A 22581-nucleotide genomic window follows, 5' to 3' on the forward strand; every position below is an offset into this window, starting at 1 on the left:
CCACCAGAAGACTTCCCACGGAGACCAATTCATGACTGAGACCGAACTTCCGCCGTCGGGCGGCGACCGCATCGAACCGGTCGACATCCAGCAGGAGATGCAGAACTCCTACATCGACTACGCCATGAGCGTCATCGTCGGGCGCGCGCTGCCCGAGGTGCGCGACGGTATGAAGCCGGTGCATCGCCGGATCCTGTACGCGATGTACGACAACGGGTATCGCCCCGATCGCAGCTATGTGAAGTCCGCGCGCCCGGTCGCCGACACCATGGGTAACTACCACCCGCACGGTGACACCGCCATCTACGACACCCTCGTGCGTATGGCGCAGCCGTGGTCGCTGCGGTACCCGCTGGTCGACGGTCAGGGCAACTTCGGTTCGCGCGGTAACGACGGTGCGGCCGCCATGCGCTACACCGAATGCCGGCTGACCCCGCTGGCCATGGAGATGCTGCGTGAAATCGACCACGAGACGGTCGATTTCACGCCGAACTACGACGGTAAGACGCAGGAGCCGACCGTGCTCCCGGCGCGCGTCCCGGCGCTGTTGATGAACGGCTCCAACGGCATCGCCGTCGGTATGGCCACCAATATCCCGCCGCACAATCTGACCGAGCTGGCCGAGGCCATCTTCTGGGCGCTGGACAATCACCTCGCCGATGAGGAGACCACCCTCGAGGCGTGCATCGAGCGGGTCAAGGGTCCGGACTTCCCGACCGCGGGCCTGATCGTGGGCACCCAGGGCATCAATGACGCGTACCGGACCGGTCGCGGTTCGATCCGCATGCGCGGTGTGGTGGAGATCGAGGAGGACGCCCGCGGGCGCACCACCATCGTCATCACCGAACTGCCGTTCCAGGTCAATACCGACAATTTCGTGAACGCCATCGCCGAGCAGGTGAAGGACGGCAAGATCGCGGGTGTCGCCGACATCCACGACGAGTCCTCGGACCGCGTCGGTATGCGCATCGTGGTCACGGTCAAGCGGGACGCGATCGCCAAGGTGGTGCTGAACAACCTCTACAAGCACACCCAGCTGCAGACCTCGTTCGGCGCGAACATGCTCTCGATCGTGGACGGGGTGCCGCGCACGCTGCGCCTGGATCAGATGATCCGGCTGTACGTGAATCACCAGTTGGACGTGATCGTCCGGCGCACCAAGTACCTGTTGCGCAAGGCCGAGGAGCGGGCCCACATCCTGCGCGGTTTGGTGAAGGCGCTGGATCAGCTGGACGCGGTGATCGCGTTGATCCGCCGTTCGGCCGATACCGAGACCGCTCGCACCGGCCTGATGCAGCTGCTCGAGATCGACGAGATCCAGGCGACCGCGATCCTGGATATGCAGCTGCGCCGCCTGTCCGCGCTGGAGCGGCAGAAGTTGATCGACGAATTGGCGAAGATCGAGCTCGAGATCGCCGATTTGAAGGACATTCTGGAGAAGCCGGAGCGCCAGCGCGCCATCGTGCGCGATGAGCTCACCGAGATCGTCGACAAGTACGGCGACGATCGGCGCACCAAGATCATCGCCGCCGATGGCGACGTGCAGGACGAGGACCTGATCGCCCGCGAGGACGTGGTGGTCACCATCACCGAGACCGGGTACGCCAAGCGCACCAAGACCGACCTGTACCGCTCGCAGAAGCGCGGCGGTAAGGGCGTGCAGGGCGCGGGCCTGAAGCAGGACGATATCGTCCGGCACTTCTTCATCAGCTCCACGCACGACTGGCTGCTGTTCTTCACCAACAAGGGCCGGGTGTACCGGGCCAAGGCGTACGAGCTGCCCGAGGCCATGCGCACCGCGCGCGGTCAGCATGTGGCGAACCTGCTGGCTTTCCAGCCGGACGAGAAGATCGCCCAGGTCATCCAGCTCAAGACCTACGAGGATGCCCCGTACCTGGTGCTGGCCACCCGCAACGGTCTGGTGAAGAAGTCCCGTCTGACCGATTTCGACTCCAACCGCACCGGCGGCATTGTCGCGGTCAACCTGCGCGATACGGACGAATTGGTCGGCGCCGCACTGTGTTCCGCGGAAGACGATCTGCTGCTGGTCTCCGCGCACGGCCAGTCCATCCGCTTCTCCGCCAATGACGAGGTGCTGCGCCCGATGGGCCGCGCCACCTCCGGCGTACAGGGCATGCGGTTCAACACCACCGATGAACTGTTGTCGCTCAATGTGGTTCGCGAGGGCGATGTCGGGTATCTGCTTGTCGCGACGGCGGGTGGGTACTCCAAGCGCACCGCGCTCGAGGAGTACACCGCGCAGGGCCGTGGCGGAAAGGGCGTATTGACGATCCAATACGACGTCAAACGTGGCAGTCTGGTCGGAGCGCTCATCGTCAATGACGATGATGAGCTGTACGCCATCACATCCGGCGGCGGTGTTATCCGGACCGCGTCCAATCAGGTTCGCAAAGCCGGACGCCAGACCAAGGGTGTGCGATTGATGAACCTCGGCGAAGGCGATACGTTGCTCGCGATCGCGCGTAACGCGGACGAGCCCGACCAGGTTGCCGAAGAGGACACCAGCGGTTCGGCGAAGCAGTAATTTCACCCCAGCAGCGGCGGCACAACGGATCGAAGGATTCACCATTGACCAATCAGCCGAATGACCAGCGCGGTCATGCCAATGGCGTGACCGAGAGAATCGCCCCGTCTCCGATTCCGCCGCGGCCCATTCCGCGACCGGGTTCGGGAAACGAAGGTGGTGCGCCGCAGGTGTCCCCTAATGAAACCCCTGACAATTCAGGCGATTTCGCTTCGGACGTCACCGGGCGAATGAGTGATCAGGCGGAGGTGGCCGCCCCCGAAGCCGGGGAGGGGCAATCCGCCGGTTCCCCCTATCAGAACGGCGGGTGGTCGCAGCTGCCGCAGCGGGAACCGCAGTCCAATCTGTACCGGCCGGGTCAGGCCCCCACCACCGGTCGTCCCGGTGGCGTGGGTCTGAACGCCGGGGTCTCCAACGCCCGCACCACCACCGACCTGGCGGCCAAGGCGGCGCGCAAGGAAGCCGCCATGGTGAAGTCCGTCGGTATCGACGGGCCGACCCGCAGCATCGCCCGTCCGGAGCTGGTGAAGGATCTGCCGGATCTGTCGGAGATGCGGCATCCGCTGCCGCCGCCGGAGCCGATTCCGCCGGCCGGTCCGGTCTCGCCGTCCGCCCCCGCGGCGGTGGCCGCCGCCGCTGCCACCGGTGAGCCGCTGCGCGCCACCGTGCAGGTGCGCCATATCGATCCGTGGTCCACGCTGAAGGTGTCGCTGGTCATCAGCGTCGCCCTGTTCTTCGTGTGGATGCTGGCGGTCGGCCTGCTGTACCTGGTGCTCGAGGGTATGGGTGTGTGGGAGCGGTTGAATTCCACGTTCACCGATATGGTCTCGGACTCCTCGTCCTCCGGGCTGATCGACGCGGGCACGGTGTTCGGCTACGCCGGTGTCATCGGATTGATCAATGTGGTGCTGCTGACGGCGCTGTCGACCGTCGGCGTCTTCGTCTACAACCAGTGCACCGATCTGGTCGGCGGCATCCAGTTGACGCTCGCCGATCCGGACTAGAAACCGCTCGTGCGAACGGCCGGTCCACCCCCTCGAACAGGGCTGTGACCGGCCGTTTTGCTTATCCGCACAACCTTCGGGTAATCTTCAGCCTCGGTTCGAGTGACACACTCGGAACCGGATGAGGGCCTATAGCTCAGGCGGTTAGAGCGCTTCGCTGATAACGAAGAGGTCGGAGGTTCAAGTCCTCCTAGGCCCACTCTCGAACATCACAGTAGGGTGGGATTCATGAAATTTCTCCTCACGATCGGCGTCATCGCCGCGGTGGTCTTCGGAATCAGCAAGCTGCGTCAGCGCAATGATGCGGACCTCTGGCACGAGGTCACCACTCGCTGATCCGGCTCGGGGCCTTAGCTCAATTGGCAGAGCACTGCCTTTGCAAGGCAGGGGTTAGGGGTTCGATTCCCCTAGGCTCCACAACTTTTCCGCTGTGCGTCGTGACACATGACAGCGCCACAGTTCCGAATGCCTTCGCACCGTAAGGTGGCGGCATGGCTTCCCCGGAGATCTCCAAACTGGTCCAGTCGGTGGTGGAGCCGTACCTGCTGAACGGGCCGCGTAAATACAATCGCCGCGAGGTCGCCAAGCGCACGGGAGTGCCGTCGTCGCTGACCCGGCGATTGTGGGTTTCGCTCGGTTTTCCGGCCGATCCCGATGACGATGCCGTCGAATACACCGATGCCGATGTCGAGGCCGCCAAGGCGTTCAGTCGGCTGAATGTGCTGGCGTCGGCCGATATTCACCGGCAGACGACTGCGGCGCGGACGCTGGGGCGTTCCATGGCGCGCTTGGCCGAATGGCAGGTGGATCTGGTCACCGAGGAGATTCTGGCCCGGATCGCCGCGCGCACCGACGAGGACCCCGCCGCGGACCGCGAGGAGATCGCCCGGGTGGTCACCGCCGAGGTGGTCGAGGAGTTCGAAGCCTTGCAGCGCTACGCATTCCGCCGCCACCTCGATGCCGCGATCTCGCGTTCGCTCGACAACGGCGCGGTTGCCGGGGACACCATGCGGGTGCTGTCGGTCGGCTTCGCCGATATGGTCGGCTACACCCGCCTGACCCGACACCTCGATCCCGAGGAGCTCTCCGCCCTGCTGGAGGCGTTCGAGACCGCCACCAGCAATGCCATTACCGCGCACGGCGGCTGGGTGATCAAGAACGTCGGCGACGAGGTCATGTTCGCCGCCGCCACCGCCGAGCAGGGCGCACGCATCGCCCTGGCCATCCAGGAGGCCGCCACGGCTTCGCACGGCGTCACCCAGGAGCTCCGGGTGGGTCTGGCCTACGGCCACGTCCTGCAGCGCTTCGGCGACCTCTACGGGTCGGTCGTGAACGTCGCCGCCCGCCTCACCGGTGTGGCCCGCCCGGGCACCGTCCTGATCGACGACGGCGCGGCCCAAGCCGTGCGCGGCAATCCGCAATTCGATCTCCGCGACCTGCGCACGGTTCGCGTCCGCGGCATCAACCGTCTGCACGGACACGTCCTGCGCCGCAACGAAGTTCGTCCCCTGGTTTGAAAATCCGGCCGAGCGGGTGGTGAACCTACCCCGCGCATAGGGGCGGGCCTCGGCGAAGGGGGGGAGTTAGCCGAGGCCCGCGTAGGTCGGCCCGGGGGGGAGGGGCCGACGGGAACGATCCTACGCGACACCGGCTGTTTGCGTGTAAATCGGGGCACCGCGTTCGAAGATTTTTCGCGCGAAACCTGTCGTACCCTCGTGCGAACATACGTTCGTGCCCGGGATCACGGTGTCGGCGAATCGGATTCGAGTAGATCGCTGCTCGCGTTCCGATCCCGCCGGGCCGCGGGGGGAAATGCGTGGATTCCCTCGCCCGGCAGGGGCATACTCAGACCCGTATGTCCGATTCGTTCCGCAGCATCCATGCAGTTCAGAGCCCCTGCGGCTGCCCGCATCGCGAGACATCAGGAGAATCATGCCCGACGCAATAGTCGCCGAGGGTCTGGTCAAGAAGTACGGCAAACTGGTCGCACTTGACGGACTCGATCTCTCGGTGCCCGAAGGCACCGTCACCGCTCTGCTCGGCCCGAACGGTGCGGGCAAGACCACCACCGTCCGGGTCTTCACCACCCTGCTCATCCCGGATTCCGGTCGCGCCACCGTCGCGGGGGTGGACGTGCTGAAGGATCCCCAGCTATTGCGCGCGCGGATCGGCGCCTCAGGTCAGTACGCCGCGGTCGACGAATACCTCACCGGTTTCGAGAATCTCGAAATGGTGGGGCGGCTGTATCACATGGGCACCCAGCCCAGTAAGGACCGCGCCCGCGAACTGCTGGAGCGCTTCCGGCTCGCCGATGCCGCCGATCGCCCGGTGAAGGGCTATTCCGGCGGTATGCGCCGCCGACTCGATCTGGCGGGCGCGCTGGTCGCCAATCCGCCGGTGCTGTTCTTGGACGAACCCACCACCGGCCTGGATCCCCGTGCGCGCCAGGATCTCTGGGATGTCATCGAGGAGTTGGTGGCCGGTGGCACCACCCTGCTGCTGACCACCCAGTACATGGAGGAGGCGGACCGGCTGGCCGATTCCATCGCCGTCATCGACCACGGCAATGTGATCGCCGAGGGCACCGCCGATCAGCTCAAGGCCATGGTGGGCGGCGACCGCATCGAATTGGTCGTGGACCATGTGGACAGTCTCGCGATCGCGCAGCGCGCCCTGGAAGGCTTGGCGCGGGGCGAGATCCGGCTGGAACCGAGTCTGCGGCGGATCATCGTGCCGGTGAGCGACGGCTCGCAGGCGCTGGTGGATGCCATCGGGCAACTCGCCAAACATGAAGTGGTGATTCACGATGTCGGTCTGCGACGGCCCTCGCTCGACGATGTCTTCCTGTCGCTGACCGGTCACGAGGCCGACGAATTGATCAACGGCGCCAAGTCCGCCGAGCCGTCCACGGGAGGCAACCGATGACCGCCGCAGTTCTCAGCCCCGAAAAGCCTTCGCTCACAGCGCGTCTGGCCATGGTGTTCACCGACAGCGTCACCATCACCAAGCGCAATGTCATCAAGATTCGGCGCGTACCCGATGTGCTGATCTTCTCGACGCTGTCGCCGATCATGTTCGTGCTGCTGTTCGCCTACGTCTTCGGTTCGGCGATTCAGTTGCAGGGCACGTCCTATCGCGAATTCCTGATCGCGGGCATCTTCGCGCAGACCGTCGTCTTCGGGGCGACCTTCACCGGTCTGAGCCTGGCCGAGGATATGCAGAAGGGGATCATCGACCGGTTCCGGTCGCTACCCATGGCGCCGGCGGCGGTGCTGATCGGCCGCACGCTCGCCGATGTGTGCATCAATGTGGTGAGCCTGGTGGTCATGTCGCTGACCGGTCTGGCGGTGGGCTGGCGGATTCGCGGATCATTCCTGGACGCGGTCTTGGCCTATGTGCTGCTGTTGCTCTTCGCCTATGCCGTCTCGTGGATCATGGCGGTGGTCGGGCTGCTGGTGCGGGCGCCGGAGGTCTACAACAACGCCAGCTTCATGGTGATCTTCCCGCTCACCTTCATCGCCAACACCTTCGTGCCGACCGCGACGCTGCCCACGGCGCTACGGGTGATCGCGGAGTGGAATCCGGTCTCGGCGGTGACGCAGGCCAGTCGCAATCTGTTCGGCAATACCAGTCCGATGGGGCCGAGCGCCGATGTGTGGCCGATGCGGCATCCCGAGCTGACCACCTTGATGTGGGTCGTGGTGATTCTCGCGATTTTCGTCCCGTTGGCGCTGGCCCAGTACAAGCGGTCGGTGAGCCGCTAACCCCGCCGGCCCCGTGCGACCCTCAGCCCGAAATGGGTGAATTACCCACTCAGCGAGTGGATTCCGCGATCGCGGTGGAGGCGGAGCCGTTGCGCGAATAACCCAGGCGCGGCGGCTCCGCGGCGGGGGCCGGGGGCTGCGGTCGCCGGCTCACGAAGAAAGCGACGGCACCGCCCGCGATCGCGAGCACTGCCGCACCGATGATCCGATTCCGAAAACGCCCCATGCCCATCCGACCACTTTGACACAGCCAAGCGTTTCGCGCACCCAAGGGTGCGCGGGGGAGAGGTCGAATGGGCGGCGAAAGCTACTCGACGGTAACGCTCTTTGCGAGGTTTCTCGGCTTGTCCACATCCCGGCCCAGGGCAATGGCCATGTGATAGGCCAGCAGCTGGAGCGGAATCGTCAGGATGATCGGATCGAGTTCGGTCGCGACGGCCGGGACCCGGATCACCGCATCGGCCAGGCCGTCGGGCAGATCGGTATTGGTGACGGCGATGACCGGCCCGCCGCGGGCCTTGATCTGCTCGATGGTGCTGATGTTCTTGGCGAGCAGTTCATCGCCCGGGATCAGGACCACGCTGGGCATCTCCGGGTCGATGAGCGCCAGCGGGCCGTGCTTGAGTTCGGAGCCCTGGTACGCCTCGGCGTGAATGTAGGAGATCTCCTTGAGCTTCTGCGCGCCCTCGCGCGCCACCGGCCAGCCCCGCACCCGGCCGACGAAGAACATGCTGCGCGCCTTGGCGAAGCGTTCGGCGATCTCGGCGATCTCCTTGTCCCGTTCCAGCACCGCCTCGATGGCGTCCGGGAGCGCGCGCAGACCGGAGACGATCCGCTCACCGCCCGCCGCGGACAGATCGCGGACCCGGCCCAGCAGCAGCGCCAGCATGGCGAAGGAGACGGTCATATTGGTGAGCGCCTTGGTGGAGGCCACCGACACCTCGGGTCCGGCGTGCAGGAAGATCCCCGCACCGCATTCGCGCGCGATGGCGCTGCCGACCGCGTTCACCGCGCCGATGACCCGGCCGCCCTTGCGCTGCAATTCCTGAACGGCCGCAAGGGTATCCAGGGTTTCGCCGGATTGGCTGATGGCGATGTACAGCGCGTCCGGATCGACCACGGGATTGCGGTAGCGGAATTCCGAGGCGGGTTCGGCGGTAGCGGGGATGCGGGCGAGTTCCTCGATCAGCTGCGCGCCCAATTGCCCCGCGTAATAGGCGGAGCCGCACCCCAGGAACACCACCTTGCTGATGCCGCGCAGTTCGCGCGCGTCCATATTCAGCCCGCCGAGTATGGCGGTGGCGAAACGTTCGTCGAGGCGTCCGCGCAGTGCGCGGCGCACCGCGTCCGGCTGTTCGGCCATCTCCTTGCGCATGAAGTCCGGATAACCGCCGAGCGCGTAGTCCTCGGCCGCCATATCGATGGTGGTGGGCGTCTTGTCGGTGCGGCTGGCATCCAATCCGAGTGTGCTGGTGCGGAATTCGCCCGCGCGCACGGTAGCCAGCTCGCCGTCGTCGAGGAAGACCACGCGCTGGGTGTGGTGCACCAGCGCGGCCACATCGGAGGCGACGAACATCTCGCCGTCGCCGACGCCGAGCACGATGGGGCTGCCATTGCGGGCGACCACCAGTTCGTCGGGGCGGCGCGAATCCAGCACCAGCAGACCGAAGGTGCCCTCGACGTGGTGCAGTGCCGAGCGCACGGCGTCTTCCAGGGTGTCGGTGCTCTCCAGCGCCGCGGCGATGAGGTGCGCGATGGCCTCGGTATCGGTGTCGGAGAGGAATTCCACGCCGTCGGCGGTGAGCGCGGCGCGCAGTTGTTCGGCGTTCTCGACGATTCCGTTGTGCACCACGGCGATTCGCCCGGAGCCGTCGGTATGCGGATGCGCGTTGGCGTCACTGGGTTCACCGTGCGTGGCCCAGCGGGTGTGCGCGATGCCGACGGTGCCGCGCAATCGGGCGCCCTCGGCATCCACGCGATTGCGCAGATCCTGTACGCGCCCCTGGGTTTTGGTGATGCGCAGTCGCCCGCGATGCGGTACGGCGAGTCCGGCGGAGTCGTAGCCCCGGTATTCGAGCCGGTGCAGCCCCTCCAGCAGGACCGGTACCGATTCGCGGTGCCCGATGTATCCGACGATTCCACACATTGCGCGCAGGTCTCCTCTTCGTAAGGCGGTGCGTCTAGCCGTACACGATGCGGCGCAGTTGCCGTTCGGTGAAGGCGGGGGCGGCGACCCGGCGCTCGGCCAGTTCGGTGGCGATGAGCTGCCAGATCTCGGCATTGCGCAACTGCCGCCGCTGGAGTTCGGCATGCCTGCGGCGCACGAACTCCTCGGCGGTCTCGTCGAAATAGCCGACCACATCGGCGACCACCCGGGCCGCGATGGCGCTGGGCAGGCCGGTGGAGGCCGCCACATGGCGCACCAGATCGGCCGGAACCCCGTCAGTCACGGACCGAGCCTGCCCTATCGGAAGGCTTTCGCCAACTTTTCTGCCCGAAGTCGGGCAGAAAATCACACTGTGCAGGTCACGCCCGCTAATAGCGTGCCGCGAGCGAGCCGGTCCGGCCCCTGGCTCTACGCTGGTCGCGTGACCTCACCGAATCAGACTGCTGTTGCGACGCTGCACACCAATCACGGCGATATCAAGGTCGCGCTCTTCGGTCACCACGCCCCCGCCACCGTGCGGAACTTTCTCGGCCTGGCCGACGGCAGCGCGCCGTACACGACCAAGAACGCCTCCGGCACCACCGAGGGCCCGTTCTACGACGGCTCGGTCTTCCATCGGATCATCGACGGTTTCATGATCCAGGGCGGCGATCCGACCGGTACCGGGCGCGGCGGGCCGGGCTACGAGTTCAAGGACGAGTTCCATCCGGAGCTGCGCTTCGACCGCGGCTACCTGCTGGCCATGGCGAATGCCGGTCCGGCGACCAATGGTTCGCAGTTCTTCATCACCGTGGGTCCGCAGCCGCATCTGAATCGCAAGCACACCATCTTCGGTGAGGTGGTGGACCCGGATTCGCGCAAGGTGGTCGACCTGATCGCCGATGTCGCCACCGATCGCAATGACCGTCCCAAGGACGATGTCGTGATCGAGAAGATCACCATCGCCTGAATCAGGCCGACTCCGAAGAGAATTCGCCATGAACCCGCAGCAACCCGCCCAGAGTTGTTACCGCCACCCCGATCGGCCCACCGGACTCGGGTGCAGTCGCTGCGGGCGTCCGGCCTGCCCGGAGTGCCTGACCCCGGCCGCGGTCGGGCAGCACTGTGTGGAGTGCGTCCAGCAGGGCCGCACCGATGTGCGGCCGGTGCGCAATCAGGCGGGCGCGGCGGCGGGTAAACGCCCGGAACCGTACGTCACCTGGACGCTGATCGCCGCGAATGTGATCGTCTTCGCGATCACGGCGATCCAGGCGCGCAGCCTGATGGACAACAAGTTCTCCCAGCTGTTCTACGACTGGGTGCTGGTGCCCGGCCTGGTCGGGCACGGCGACTGGTGGCGGGTGCTCGGCTCCGGGTTCCTGCATATCGGCCCGATCCACCTGCTGGCCAATATGTTCGCGCTCTACGTGCTCGGCCCCTACTGCGAGACGGCACTGGGGCGGGCGCGGTTCATCAGCGTGTATCTGGTGTCGCTGCTGGGCGGTTCGGCCGCGGTGACCGTCTTCTCCGATCCGGCCTCGGCCTCGGCGGGCGCTTCGGGCGCGATCTTCGGCATTTTCGGCGCGGTGGCGGTGGTGATGCTGCGGACCCGGCAGAACCTGACCCAGATCCTGGTGCTGCTGGTGATCAACCTGATCATCACCTTCGCGGTGCCGGGCATCTCGATCTGGGCGCATCTGGGCGGCCTGCTCACGGGCACGCTGGCCACCGGCGGCATCCTGTACCTGCCGCGCTGGCTGCGGGCGAGCACACCCGCCACGGCCATGCGGATCGGCTGGCTCGCGGTGGCGGCGGTCGGCGTGATCGCGATTCTGGTCACCGCGCTGGGCGCACCGAGCCTGTACTGAGTGCGCGCGCCTACTGATTGACGAGGTAGGCGCGCAGCGTGTCCAGCACGTTCTCCGGGCGCGTGCCCAGATCCCAGCGCCCGAAGATGATGAGCCGCTCCGCACCGTCGCGCCGCACATCCATTTCCAGCATGGGCATGCGCCGGCCGAGGCGGCGATAGTTCACGATGCGGGCGCGCAGCACCTGCTCGGGTGTGTAGTACCGGGGTCCGGCGAGGCCGCGCACCACGATCTTGGGCTGCGGTCCGGTCTCCACGGCCAGGCGCGGGCGCTGCCGCAATCCCATGAAGGCCAGGAACAGCAGACCGGCCGCGGCCAGGCCGATCAACAGGCGGCCCGGGGCGTCATCGGTGACGAAGGCGGCGACGGCCATGACGAGGCCGCCGATACCGCAGACGGCCAGTGCGGCCGGGGGTGTGGACCAGCAGAGTTGGGGCTCAGCGGTCACTTTCCCCACTCTCTCCTCGAGTTGTCCACAAGGTCATCCACAGGTGTGTATGAATAACAATCGTGTAAGGCGATCATCGCCAGCGCATGGTCATGATCAGGCCGACGACCATGAGGCCGAACCCGATCAGGAAGTTCCATGCGCCCAGGTCGCTCATCCAGGCGATGTGATCGGCCGCCAGGTAGTACACGAGCAGCCACACCAGACCGGCGAGCATGAAGCCCAGCATGATGGAGACGTACCAGACCGGTGACGGACCGGCCGACTTCACCTTCACAGGCGTGCGGCTGGCCGGGTTGATCGTGTAGTCGGTCTTCTTCCGGACCTTCGACTTGGGCATGACGTCCTCAGTTTCGGCGTGCAGTCTCGGTAGACATTATCCCAGGTAACTCGAGCGCAACGGCCGCGAGTCACCCGCGGGGAATAAACGGCGGTATTGCATGCGACGTGAGCGGGCGCGCCCACTACGCTCAGATCATGCGTGTTCTGGTGGTCGACAACTACGACAGCTTCGTATTCAACCTGGTCCAGTATCTCGGACAGCTCGGTGTGGACGCGACCGTCTGGCGTAACGACGACCCGCGACTGGCGGACGTGGACGCCGTCGTGCAGGACTTCCACGGAATTCTGATCAGTCCCGGCCCGGGCACGCCGGAGCGCGCGGGCGTCAGCATCGAGCTGGTGAAGGCCGCCGCCCGGCAGGAGAAGCCGCTCCTGGGGGTATGCCTCGGGCATCAGGCCATCGGCGTCGCCTTCGGGGCCACCGTGACCCGCGCCCCCGAGCTGTTGCACGGCAAGACCAGCGAGGTCTTCCATATCGGCGTGGGCGTGCTGGCCGGACTGCCGGATCCGTTCACCGCCACCCGCTACCACTCGCTGACGGTGGTCGAGGACACCATGCCGCCCGAGCTGGAAGTGCTGGGCCGCACCGAATCCGGGATCGTCATGGCACTGCGGCATCGCACCCTGCCGATCCACGGCGTGCAGTTCCATCCCGAATCCGTCCTCACCCAGGGCGGGCATCGGATGCTCGCGAATTGGCTCGGCGTGGTCGGGCAGCGCCCGTCGGAGGGCCTGGTCGAAACGCTCGAGGCGGAGGTCGCGGCCCTGGTATGAGTGTCGGTCAGGGGCGGCCGCATGTGCTGCTGTCGGTGGCGGTGAGCATCGACGGCTATATCGACGATGCGGGACCGGACCGGCTGCTGCTGTCCAATGCCGCCGATTTCGATCGGGTGGACGCGCTGCGCGCCGACTCCGACGCGATTCTGATCGGCGCGGGAACACTGCGCACCGACAATCCGCGGCTGCTGGTCAACAATGCCGATCGGCGGGTGCGACGGGTGGCGGACGGTAAGCCGGAGTATCCGCTGCGGGTGATCGTCACCGCGACAGGCGATATCGATCCGGAGCAGCGGCTGTGGCACTGCGGTGGCGAAAGAATCGTCTACTCAACCGATTCCGGAGCCGAACGGATCGGGCATCGACTGGACGGTCTCGCGAAGGTCGTATCCCTCGGCGGCACAGTCGATTTCGCCGCACTGCTCGATGATCTCGGCGAACACGGCGTCGCACGGCTGATGGTGGAGGGCGGCGGCGCCGTCCACACCGCCTTCCTGGCCGCCGATCTGGTCGACGAGATCAGCATGGCCGTCGCGCCCCTGGTGGTCGGTGATCCGGCCGCCCCGCGTTTCCTCGGACCCGCCGATTACCCGGGCGGCCCGAACCATCGCATGCGGCTGGCCGAGGTCGCCCGCATCGGTGATATCGCCGTACTGCGCTATCTGCCGAAGGAGGATTCGAGTGTCGGATGAAGCACGGTCGGATCGCGGCTGGATGCGGCACGCCATCGGACTGGCCCGGCTCTGCCCGCCCAGCGAGACCGCCTTCTCGGTGGGCGCTGTCATCGTCGGCGCGGACGGCGTGGAGATCATGCACGGCTGGTCCCGCGAGACCGATGCGAAGGTGCACGCGGAGGAATCCGCGCTGAACAAACTCGAACCCGATGACGATCGACTGGCCGCGGCCACCCTCTACAGCACCCTGGAGCCGTGCGCCCAGCGTGCCAGTCCCGATCGCGCGCCCTGCACCGATCGCATCCTGGCGGCGGGCATTCGCCGCGTGGTCATCGCCTGGCGTGAACCCGAGACGTTCGTGCACAACTGCCAGGGTGTGGAGAAACTCCGGGAACACGGCGTCGAGGTGGTCGAACTCGCCGATCTGGCGGACGAGGCCATGTCCATGAACAGGCATCTGCGACTGTAGAAATCGCCTGTGGATAAATACGAAAGCCGCCCTCCGGCCGAGCGGAGAGCGGCTTTTCGGCTGTTCCGGGATCGATCACGGCGGGCCGAGTGACAGCACCCCGGTCGTGATGGTCACCGTCTGATTCTTGGCGATGGAGGATCCGGCGGACGGCTGCTGAGCGATGACGCGGCCGACGCTCCCGGCATCCAGGGTGCTCTGCTGATTCTGGGTGATCTGCCCGTTCCAGCCGCGCTGGCGCAGAATATCCACAGCCTGTGCGGGAGTGAGTCCGATCAGACTCGGCATCTGGATATTGTCGCCGGTGGAGACCTGCACGGTGACCGTGGAGCCCTTGTCCGCCATGGTGCCCGCGGCCGGATTGGTGCTGATCACGGTGCCCTTGGGCAGGTTGTTGGGCACCTCCTGGACGCTCACCTTGAAACCGGCGCTGTCGGCCAGATTGGGTTGTGCCACATCGATGCTCTGGCCCACCACATCGGGGACGCGCACCTTCTCCGGTCCGGAGCCGAGGGTGATGGTGACCTGGCCGCCGGCGTCGATCTTCTGCGCCTCGCCCGGACTCTGGCTGGTGACCTTGTCCTTCTCGTCGACGCTGGAGGCTTCACGCTTCACATCGGTGTTCAGGCGCAGTCCGACCGAGTTCAGCTGCTGTTCGGCCTGCGATTGGGTCAGCCCGGCCAGGCGCGGCACCGAGACCTGCGAGGGTCCGGTGGAGACCTGGAGTGTGACGGTGCTGCCCTTGTCGATGCGCGAACCGCCGAGCGGCTGGGTGGCGATCACATTGCCCTGGGCGATCTTGCTGTCCGGTTTCTCCTGGACCGCGACGCTGAAGCCGAGCTTCTCCAGATCCCGCTGGGCGAGTTGGGAATTGTGATTCGAGAGTTCCGGCACGGCGATCTGATCGGCATGGCTGCCGGGGCCGAGCAACAGCCAGAACATGATGCCGCCGACCGCGATGATCGCCGCCACCACGGCCGCGACCAGTAGACCCCGGCGGCCACCGCCGCCCGCGGGTTCCACGAGTTCCTGTTCGGTGGTGTCGTCGCGGCGCTCGACCGTGCGGTAGGAGCGCGGCGGCGGCAGTTCGTCGTCGAGGAAGCTGTTGCGGTCCTCGTCGTTCATGACCATGGGGGCGGTGGGCTTCTGCCCGCCCAGCACCCGGATGAGATCGGCGCGCATCTCGGCGGCGGTCTGATACCGGTTGGCCGGGTTCTTGCTCATGGCCTTGAGCACGACGGAGTCGAGTTCACGCGGGACGCCCGGATGCACGTGCGAGGGCAGCCGGGGGTCCTCGCGCACATGCTGATAGGCGACCGCGACCGGTGAGTCGCCGGTGAAAGGTGGTTCGCCGGTGAGGATTTCGTAGAGCACACAGCCGACCGAGTACACGTCCGAGCGTGCGTCGACCTGTTCGCCGCGGGCCTGCTCGGGGGACAGGTACTGGGCGGTGCCGATCACCGCGGCGGTCTGGGTCATCGGGTTGGAGCTGTCGGCCAGCGCGCGGGCGATGCCGAAGTCCATCACCTTCACCGCACCCGCGCGGTTGATCATGATGTTGGCGGGCTTCATATCCCGGTGCACGATGCCGTTGCGGTGTGAGAAGTCCAGTGCCGCACAGACATCGGCGATGATCTCCATGGCGCGGCGCGGCGCCATCGGACCCTTGGAGCGCACGATGTCGCGCAGCGTATCGCCGTCGACGTACTCCATCACGATGTACGGCAGTGGGCCGCCGTCGATCTCGGCCTCGCCGGTGTCGTAGACCGCGACGATGGCGGGATGGTTCAGCGCCGCCGCGTTCTGCGCCTCGCGCTTGAAGCGCAGATAGAACGTGGGGTCGCGGGCGAGGTCCGCGCGCAGCACCTTGATCGCCACATCGCGCCCGAGTCGCAGATCGCGTGCCTTGTGCACCTCCGACATACCGCCGAAGCCGATGATCTCACCCAGCTCATAGCGGGAGGAGAGATTCTTCGGGGTCGTCATGAGGGTCCTTGGGGGAGGGCGGGAGCACTGCTGTTCGGCGAGCCGTAGTAGCCCCGGGCGCCACCGGGAACCGCTGGCCATGATGGTAGGTCCCAAGGCGGCCGAACGTCGCGACTGGTGGTGGTCGGCGCGGTCGTGGTCTTGGGGACCGTCGTCTTGGGAACCGTGGTGGTCGGCGGCACCGTGGTGGGCGGCACGGTGGTGACCGGCGGCGTGGTGGTCGGCGGCGCCTCGGTGGTCGGATCGTAGGTCGGCGGCGGCGGAACCGGCTTCTCCCGCGTGGTGGTCGGCGGCGTGGTGGTGCTCTGCGGTGGCGGCGGCGCGATCACGGCGCTGGTTCTGGTGGTCGGCGTCGACTCCGGTGAGGAGCTGTTGAGCAGGATGAAAGCCGCTGCGGCGCCGAGGATCAGCGCGCCGACGCCGAGCCCGGCCATGGCCTTCTGACTGTTGGTGAAGCGGCCGCCGCCCTCCTCGCCGCCGTACGCGCCGACATGCGTGGGCCCGGGCGGGGTGGGCGGTCCGGCGGGGGTGTGCGGACCCGACATCATGACGGTGGAGCCGGTCATCGGCGGCTGCGCGGGCTGCCGCGTGGACTGCGGCGGTGTCGGATAGCGGGTGGTGGCCTGATCGCCGCGCGCGCCCGGAATGATCATGGTCGGGCCGGGCGGCAGCACTCTGGTCGCGCCGGTGGGGATGGCGGGATTACCGCCGCCGGGGGTGTGCGCTCTGCGCCCGGAGCGCACCGCGGCCACCGCGTCGGCGAATTCGCCGCCGGTGGCGAAGCGCTGGGCCGGATCCTTGGCCATGGTGATCTCGATGAGTTCACGCACATTCGGCGGCAGGTCGGCGGGCAGCGGCGGCGGGGTCTCGCGCACATGCTTCATGGCCACGGTCAGCGCGCCGTCGCCGGTGAAGGGGCGTTCGCCCGCGAGCGCCTCGTAGCCGACCACGCCGAGCGCGTACACATCCGAGGCGGAGGTGGCGTCCTCGCCGGTGGCCTGTTCCGGGGCGATGTACTGGGCGGTGCCCATGACCATGCCGGTCTTGGTGACCGGGGAGGCGTCCACCGCCTTGGCGATGCCGAAGTCGGTGATCTTCACCTGACCGGTCGGCGTCACAAGTATGTTGCCGGGCTTCACATCTCGGTGCACCACGCCCGCCGCGTGCGCGACCTGAAGCGCGCGGCCGGTCTGCTCCAACATGTCCAGACCCTGCTGCACCGAGAGCCGCCCGAGCCGATTGAGCACCGCGTTCAAGGGTTCGCCCTGCACGAGTTCCATGACCAGATAGGCGGTTTCGCCGCCGGAGGGGTCCATGGTCTCGCCGTAGTCGTAGATTCCGGCGATACCCGGATGATTGAGCTGCGCGGTGGTGCGGGCCTCGGTGCGGAAGCGGTGCCGGAAGGTGGGATCGGCGGAGAACTCCGCCTTGAGCACCTTCACCGCGACCCGGCGATCCAGCCGGGTGTCGAGAGCTTCCCAGACCTGGCCCATGCCACCGGTGGCGATCAGCCGATGCAGCCGGTAGCGGTCCGCGATCATCGCACCGTTGTTCAGCATTTCCGACCCTGTCTACCTTGCCCTGTCATGTCGTTCAGCCCCCCAGTCCGGCATCGAGCACCGCGCGTGCGACCGGCGCTGCCACCGAACCGCCGGTGGCGGCCAGGGCGCGATCGCCACCGTTCTCGACGATCACCGCGATGGCGATCTTCGGATTCTGCGCTGGCGCGAACGCGATGTACCAGGCGTGCGGCGGGGTGTTCCGCGGATCGCTGCCGTGTTCTGCGGTGCCCGTCTTGGACGCGATCTGGTAGCCGCGCTGCTGCGTGCCTCCCTGGGTGTTCTTCTCCGACTCGATCATCAGGTTGGTCAGCTGGGTGGCCACCGGTGCGCTGATCGCCTGCCCGACCGACATGGGTTTGACGGTCTCCAGGGTGCTCAGATCCGGTGCCTGCAACTGATCCACCAGATGCGGTTGCATGCGCACCCCGCCATTGGCGACGGTGGCCGCGATGACCGCGTTGTCGAGCGGAGTCAGCGCCACATCGCGCTGTCCGATGCTGCTCTGGCCGAGCGCGGGAGCGTCGGGAATGGTCCCGACGGTGCTGTCCGCCCACGGAATCGGAATATTGGGATGGGTGCCGATACCGAACGCGGCCGCCTCGTCCTTGAGCTTCGCAGCCCCCACCTTGATACCGAGGTCCACGAAGGCGGTGTTACAGGAGAACCGGAACGCGTCGGTCAGCGAGGCGGTGGGCGCATCGCCCGGGCCGCAGTGGCTGCCGTTGTAGTTCTCCAGCGTGGTGCTGGTGTCCGGCAGGGTGATTCGCGGCTGCGCGGTCAGCTGATCCTCCGGTTTGGCGATGCCGTTGGACAGCGCCGCGGCGGTCACGATCACCTTGAAGGTGGAGCCCGGCGGATATGTCTGCGACACAGCGCGATTCAGCATGGGCTGGCGCGGATCGGCCTGTAGCGTCTGCCACGCCTGCGAGGCGGCCGCGCCGTCGTGTCCGGAGAGCAGGTTCGGATCGTAGGACGGCGTCGACACCATGGTCAGGATGCGCCCGGTGCTCGGCTCGATCGCCACCACCGAACCGGTGTAGCCCTTGGCGGTCAGCTGCTCGTAGGCGACCTTCTGCATGGCCGGGTTGATCGTGGTGATCACATTGCCGCCGCGCGGATCCCGGCCCGACACCATATCGATGAAGCGCCGCCCGAACAGCTGATTGTCCGAACCGTTCAGCACCGAGTCCTCGGCATGCTCGAGTCCGGTGCTGCCGTACTGCATGGAGTAGAAACCGGTCGTCGGCGCGTACGCCAGCGGATCGGTCGGATAGGTGCGCAGGTACTTGTAGCGGTCGTCGGTGGAGACCGAACTCGCGAGCACGGTGCCCTGCGCGGAGATCTGGCCGCGCTGGCGGGCGTACTCGTCCAGCAGCACCCGGCCGTTGCGCGGATCATTGCGCAGACTGTCCGCCTTGCCGATGGGACCGAACTGCACCTGGATGTAGGTGGCGTTGATCAGCAGCGCGACGATCATCAGCATGACCGCCATCGCCACCCGGCGCAGGGGTGTGTTCACGCGGTACCACCCTTCGGTCGCCGTACCAGTTCGGTGGGCGCGTCCGCGATCGGCTCCGGGACCCGCTTACGGACCGGGGCCGGGGCGCGCGCCGCATCGGACACCTTGATCAAGAGTGCCAGCAGTGCGTAGTTGGCGAGTAGCGAGGAGCCGCCGTAGGAGACGAACGGCGTGGTCAGACCGGTCAGCGGAATCAGTTTGGTGACGCCGCCGACCACCACGAACAGCTGGATGGCGATGGTGAACGCGAGTCCGGCGGCCAGCAGCTTGCCGAAACTGTCCCGGACCGCGATGGCGGTGCGCAGCCCGCGGATCACGAAGACGCAGAACAGCATCAGCACCGCGGCCAGCCCGATCAGGCCCAGTTCCTCGCCGATGGCGGAGATGATGAAGTCGGTCTTGGCGAACGGCACCTGCGACGGGCGTCCGCTGCCCAGTCCGGTCCCGGCCAGGCCGCCGGTGGCGAGCCCGAACAGCGACTGCGAGATCTGATAGCCGGTGTTGTTGTAATCCGCGAACGGGTCCAGCCAGGTCTCCACGCGCACCCGCACATGCCCGAAGACGTTGTAGGCGAAGACGAATCCGATCGCCAGCAGCAGTGTGCCGACCGCCACCCAGCCGACCCGTTCGGTGGCGATGTAGAGCATGCACAGCACCGTGCAGAAGATGAGCAGCGAGGTGCCGAGATCCTTCTCCAGCACCAGCACGCCGACGCAGACGATCCAGACCACCAGCATCGGACCCATATCGCGGGCGCGCGGCAGCTCCATGCCGAACACATGCTTGCCCGCGGCGGTGAACAGGTCACGCTTGGCGACCAGCACCCCCGCGAAGAAGATGATCAGCAGGATCTTGGCGAACTCACCGGGCTGAACGCTGAACCCGGGCAGCCGAATCCAGATCTTGGCGCCGTTCACCTGCGAGAACCGGTCCGGCAGGATCGCCGGAATGGCAAGCAGCGCAAGCCCGATCAGGCCGAGCGTATAGGCGTAGCGAGCCAACGTGCGGTAATCGCGCAGCAGGATCAAAAGCCCCGTGAAAACCACCATCCCCAACCCCGTCCACAGCACCTGCTGGTTCGCATCGGGGGAGGGGATGGGCTGCGAGGCGAAGTTCGCATCCTGCTTCTCGGCCAGGTCGAGTCGATGGATCAGCACCAGCCCGAGCCCGTTCAGCAGGGCCACGATCGGTAGTAGGAGGGGGTCCGCGAAGGCCGCGAACCGGCGCACCGCCAGATGTGCGACCCCGAACAGCGCCAGATACGCGGCGCCGAGTTTGGCGATCTCCCAGGTGATCGCCTGTTCCTGACTGGCTTCGACCAGCACCAGCGATACCGTCGTGACCACCGCCGCGAGCCCGAGCAGCAGCAGTTCCACATTCCGCCGGGTGGACGGCGGGGGCGCGGGAGCGAATCCGCCCGGTGGACTGGGAAAGGCCCCAGCGGACGGTGGTGCCGGTGCGGACATCAGTCCGCCACCCTGCAGTTCTGCCCCGGCGTCTGCGGCGCGGTCGTGGTGGTGGGCGCCGCGGGGGTGCTCGGTGCGGTGGTGATGGGTGCGGCGGGCGTGGTGGTGACGCCCGGAGCGTTGGGATCGACCGGCGGGGCACTCGACGGCGGGGTGGCCGGGGGCGTCGACGGCGGCTGCGGCTTCTCGCACGGCGGCAGCAGATCATTGCGGGTCAGGCTCTGCAACTGCTTGACCGCGTCATCGCTGGAGCCCGGCGGCAGGCCCTTGTCGACCGAATCGCGCCCGGTCGGCTTGAGATCCACCAGTCGCAGTTCGCGGCAGCCGGAGGGGAAATCCGAACCGGGAGCGGCCAATTGCAGATCGCCACCGCGGGTGACGCAGGCGATCTGATCGACATCGCGAATCGAGTAACCCAGCACCGAACCCGGCAGACCACGCAGCACGACCACCCGGTCGTGCTCCGCGCCCACGTAGTAGTTGCTGCGAATCATGTTGTAGCCCACGGTGAGCCCCGCGCCGATGGCCACCAGCAGCGCCAGCGACAGGGCGATCCAGCGCAGTTTGTGACTCTTGCGCGGCGGCTCCGGCTCGGACTGCTGGACGGCTCTGCGCGGTGCGGCGCGCGGAGGCCGCATGGCGGCGGCCCGGCCGGCGGCGGTATTGGGCGGGGGTGTGTCCTCGTCCTCGCCGGAGGCCGCACCGGCCACGATGGGATGGCTCTGCCCGTAGTCGAGGTCGATGACATCGGCGACCACCACGGTCACATTGTCGGGACCGCCACTGCGCAGGGCCAATTCGATGAGCCGGTCCGCGGATTCGTCCGTCGAGCCCTCGCGCATGGTGTTGGCGATGGTCTCATCGCTCACCACATCGGAGAGGCCGTCCGAGCACAGCAGATACCGATCCCCTGCCCGGGCCTCCCGCACCACCAGGGTGGGGTCGATCTCGTTACCGGTCAGAGCCCGCATGATGAGCGAGCGCTGCGGATGAGTGTGCGCCTGCTCCGGGGTGATCCGGCCCTCGTCCACCAGCGACTGCACGAAGGTGTCGTCGCGGGTGATCTGAGTGAGCTCACCATTGCGGAGCATGTAGGCGCGGGAGTCGCCGATATGGGCGAGGCCGAGTTTGCGGCCCGCGAACAGGATGGCGGTGAGCGTGGTGCCCATGCCGTCGAGTTCGGGTTCCTCCTCGACCTGATCGGCGATGGCGGCATTGCCCTCGTGCACCGCGCGATCGAGTTTGCCGAGCAGATCATCGCCCGGTTCGTCGTCGTCGAGATGCGCGAGTGCCGCGATCATCAATTGGGAGGCGACTTCACCGGCGGCGTGGCCGCCCATGCCGTCCGCGAGCGCGAGTAGGCGCGCGCCCGCGTAGACGGAGTCCTCGTTGTTGGCTCGTACGAGACCGCGGTCGCTACGGGCGGCGTAGCGGAGAACAAGAGTCACGATCGCAGCTCGATCACTGTCTTACCGACACGGACGGGGGTGCCGAGTGGAACTCGCACGGGGGTGGTGACCTTCGACCGGTCGAGGTAGGTCCCATTGGTGGAACCGAGATCCTCGACGTACCAGTCCTCCCCGCGCGGCGACAGGCGCGCATGCCGGGTGGAGGCGTAGTCGTCGGTGAGGACCAGCGTGGAGTCGTCCGCGCGCCCGATCAACACCGGCTGTGCGCCGAGTGAGATGCGGGTGCCGGCGAGTGAACCCTGAGTCACCACGAGATATTTGGCGCCCTTCTGGCCTCGGCGCAAGGAGGGGAGCACCGCGGAGCCGCCTTGGGCCCGCGGCGGCACCCGGATGCCGGAGGCCGCGTAGATATCGCTGCGCAGGGTCCGGAGCACCGCCCACACGAACAGCCACAACAGCAGCAGGAACCCCGCACGGGTCAGTTGCAGGATCAATCCCTGCACGGTGCTCCACCTCCTGTTCGACCGTGTCGTAGGTACGGGCTGTCAGTACGGAGAAAGCTCCGCGACCCCCAACCGGTGCGCCTGGTCGGCGCGGCCCGT

22 protein-coding genes and 2 tRNA genes are annotated in these 22581 nt (G+C 66.8%); 13 read left to right on the forward strand and 11 right to left on the reverse strand.

The genetic code is table 11. The features are described from left to right. Nucleotides 1-31 precede the first annotated feature (31 nt). From gyrA to NA10_RS27950, 8 genes are all read left to right on the forward strand, one after another. Nucleotides 32-2545 (forward strand): DNA gyrase subunit A, encoded by a 2514-nt coding sequence (gene gyrA, locus NA10_RS27920; RefSeq protein ID WP_067573207.1) that lies wholly within the window; start codon nucleotides 32-34, stop codon nucleotides 2543-2545. Between the two features lie 44 nt (nucleotides 2546-2589). Then, nucleotides 2590-3549, forward strand: a complete 960-nt coding sequence (locus NA10_RS27925) for a DUF3566 domain-containing protein (protein WP_245677947.1) — start codon at nucleotides 2590-2592, stop codon at nucleotides 3547-3549. 125 nt (nucleotides 3550-3674) lie between these two features. After that, a tRNA-Ile gene (locus NA10_RS27930) sits at nucleotides 3675-3748 on the forward strand. A 29-nt stretch (nucleotides 3749-3777) separates the two neighbouring features. Continuing rightward, entirely contained in the window at nucleotides 3778-3885 is a 108-nt protein-coding gene (locus NA10_RS38295) for a DLW-39 family protein (protein ID WP_218021599.1), read from the forward strand. A gap of 8 nt (nucleotides 3886-3893) precedes the next feature. Further along, nucleotides 3894-3966 (forward strand) — tRNA-Ala (locus tag NA10_RS27935). Between the two features lie 74 nt (nucleotides 3967-4040). Beyond that, nucleotides 4041-5066: an adenylate/guanylate cyclase domain-containing protein gene (locus NA10_RS27940; RefSeq protein ID WP_067573209.1), complete on the forward strand. Its 1026-nt coding sequence runs from the start codon at nucleotides 4041-4043 to the stop codon at nucleotides 5064-5066. Nucleotides 5067-5481: 415 nt separating this feature from the next. Beyond that, the gene (locus NA10_RS27945) at nucleotides 5482-6474 is read left to right on the forward strand and encodes an ATP-binding cassette domain-containing protein (RefSeq protein ID WP_067573211.1); all 993 of its coding nucleotides are present in this window, start codon (nucleotides 5482-5484) and stop codon (nucleotides 6472-6474) included. After that, on the forward strand, nucleotides 6471-7313 hold the full coding sequence (locus NA10_RS27950) for an ABC transporter permease (RefSeq protein WP_067573213.1): 843 nt from the start codon (nucleotides 6471-6473) through the stop codon (nucleotides 7311-7313). The genes NA10_RS27945 and NA10_RS27950 overlap by 4 nt, the downstream gene beginning before the upstream one ends. Nucleotides 7314-7362: 49 nt before the next feature. Here NA10_RS27950 and NA10_RS38300 read toward each other — a convergent pair whose 3' ends face one another. The 3 genes from NA10_RS38300 to NA10_RS27965 form a co-directional block, all read right to left on the reverse strand. Continuing rightward, nucleotides 7363-7545, reverse strand: coding sequence for a hypothetical protein (locus tag NA10_RS38300; protein ID WP_067573215.1), 183 nt, complete (start codon nucleotides 7543-7545; stop codon nucleotides 7363-7365). A gap of 75 nt (nucleotides 7546-7620) precedes the next feature. After that, complete coding sequence (glmS, locus tag NA10_RS27960) at nucleotides 7621-9459, reverse strand: glutamine--fructose-6-phosphate transaminase (isomerizing) (protein ID WP_067573216.1); 1839 nt, start codon at nucleotides 9457-9459, stop codon at nucleotides 7621-7623. Nucleotides 9460-9493: 34 nt separating this feature from the next. After that, entirely contained in the window at nucleotides 9494-9763 is a 270-nt protein-coding gene (locus tag NA10_RS27965; RefSeq protein ID WP_067573218.1) for a hypothetical protein, read from the reverse strand. A gap of 138 nt (nucleotides 9764-9901) precedes the next feature. On the opposite strand from NA10_RS27965, the gene NA10_RS27970 reads away from it, so the two are divergent. Then, nucleotides 9902-10429 carry a peptidylprolyl isomerase gene (locus tag NA10_RS27970; RefSeq protein ID WP_067573220.1) on the forward strand — a complete coding sequence of 176 codons (528 nt, stop codon included), beginning with the start codon at nucleotides 9902-9904 and terminating at the stop codon, nucleotides 10427-10429. Between the two features lie 28 nt (nucleotides 10430-10457). Then, a complete protein-coding gene (locus NA10_RS27975) occupies nucleotides 10458-11327 on the forward strand; it encodes a rhomboid family intramembrane serine protease (RefSeq protein WP_067573222.1) in 870 nt (289 codons plus the stop codon). 10 nt (nucleotides 11328-11337) lie between these two features. Here NA10_RS27975 and NA10_RS27980 read toward each other — a convergent pair whose 3' ends face one another. After that, complete coding sequence (locus tag NA10_RS27980) at nucleotides 11338-11775, reverse strand: PH domain-containing protein (RefSeq protein WP_245677948.1); 438 nt, start codon at nucleotides 11773-11775, stop codon at nucleotides 11338-11340. A 73-nt stretch (nucleotides 11776-11848) separates the two neighbouring features. Next, nucleotides 11849-12115, reverse strand: a complete 267-nt coding sequence (crgA, locus tag NA10_RS27985; RefSeq protein ID WP_067573226.1) for a cell division protein CrgA — start codon at nucleotides 12113-12115, stop codon at nucleotides 11849-11851. A gap of 137 nt (nucleotides 12116-12252) precedes the next feature. Here crgA and NA10_RS27990 point away from each other — a divergent pair, with 137 nt between their 5' ends. From NA10_RS27990 to NA10_RS28000, 3 genes are read left to right on the forward strand one after another with little or no spacing between them, the layout of a single operon-like run. Continuing rightward, complete coding sequence (locus NA10_RS27990; protein ID WP_067573260.1) at nucleotides 12253-12891, forward strand: aminodeoxychorismate/anthranilate synthase component II; 639 nt, start codon at nucleotides 12253-12255, stop codon at nucleotides 12889-12891. Then, nucleotides 12888-13586: a RibD family protein gene (locus NA10_RS27995; RefSeq protein ID WP_067573228.1), complete on the forward strand. Its 699-nt coding sequence runs from the start codon at nucleotides 12888-12890 to the stop codon at nucleotides 13584-13586. The genes NA10_RS27990 and NA10_RS27995 overlap by 4 nt, the downstream gene beginning before the upstream one ends. Then, nucleotides 13576-14037, forward strand: coding sequence for a cytidine/deoxycytidylate deaminase family protein (locus tag NA10_RS28000; RefSeq protein WP_245677950.1), 462 nt, complete (start codon nucleotides 13576-13578; stop codon nucleotides 14035-14037). Before NA10_RS27995 ends, NA10_RS28000 begins: the two co-directional genes overlap by 11 nt. Nucleotides 14038-14112: 75 nt before the next feature. Here the strand turns inward: NA10_RS28000 and pknB are convergent, their stop codons facing one another. Genes pknB through NA10_RS28030 form a run of 6 tightly spaced genes read right to left on the reverse strand, consistent with a single transcriptional unit; the run spans nucleotide 14113 to nucleotide 22482 of the window. Continuing rightward, entirely contained in the window at nucleotides 14113-16023 is a 1911-nt protein-coding gene (pknB, locus tag NA10_RS28005; RefSeq protein WP_067573230.1) for a Stk1 family PASTA domain-containing Ser/Thr kinase, read from the reverse strand. Next, entirely contained in the window at nucleotides 16020-17582 is a 1563-nt protein-coding gene (locus NA10_RS28010; RefSeq protein WP_067573232.1) for a serine/threonine-protein kinase, read from the reverse strand. The genes pknB and NA10_RS28010 overlap by 4 nt, the downstream gene beginning before the upstream one ends. Before the next feature lie 34 nt (nucleotides 17583-17616). Continuing rightward, a complete protein-coding gene (locus NA10_RS28015; protein WP_067573234.1) occupies nucleotides 17617-19104 on the reverse strand; it encodes a peptidoglycan D,D-transpeptidase FtsI family protein in 1488 nt (495 codons plus the stop codon). Further along, entirely contained in the window at nucleotides 19101-20570 is a 1470-nt protein-coding gene (locus NA10_RS28020) for an FtsW/RodA/SpoVE family cell cycle protein (RefSeq protein WP_067573236.1), read from the reverse strand. The genes NA10_RS28015 and NA10_RS28020 overlap by 4 nt, the downstream gene beginning before the upstream one ends. Next, a complete protein-coding gene (locus tag NA10_RS28025) occupies nucleotides 20570-22018 on the reverse strand; it encodes a PP2C family protein-serine/threonine phosphatase (protein ID WP_067573238.1) in 1449 nt (482 codons plus the stop codon). Before NA10_RS28025 ends, NA10_RS28020 begins: the two co-directional genes overlap by 1 nt. After that, nucleotides 22015-22482, reverse strand: a complete 468-nt coding sequence (locus tag NA10_RS28030) for an FHA domain-containing protein FhaB/FipA (protein WP_067573240.1) — start codon at nucleotides 22480-22482, stop codon at nucleotides 22015-22017. Before NA10_RS28030 ends, NA10_RS28025 begins: the two co-directional genes overlap by 4 nt. Between the last annotated feature and the right edge of the window lie 99 nt (nucleotides 22483-22581).

The sequence above is a fragment of the Nocardia acidivorans NBRC 108247 genome, assembly GCF_001625085.1.
Classification (GTDB): Bacteria; Actinomycetota; Actinomycetes; order Mycobacteriales; family Mycobacteriaceae; genus Nocardia; species Nocardia acidivorans.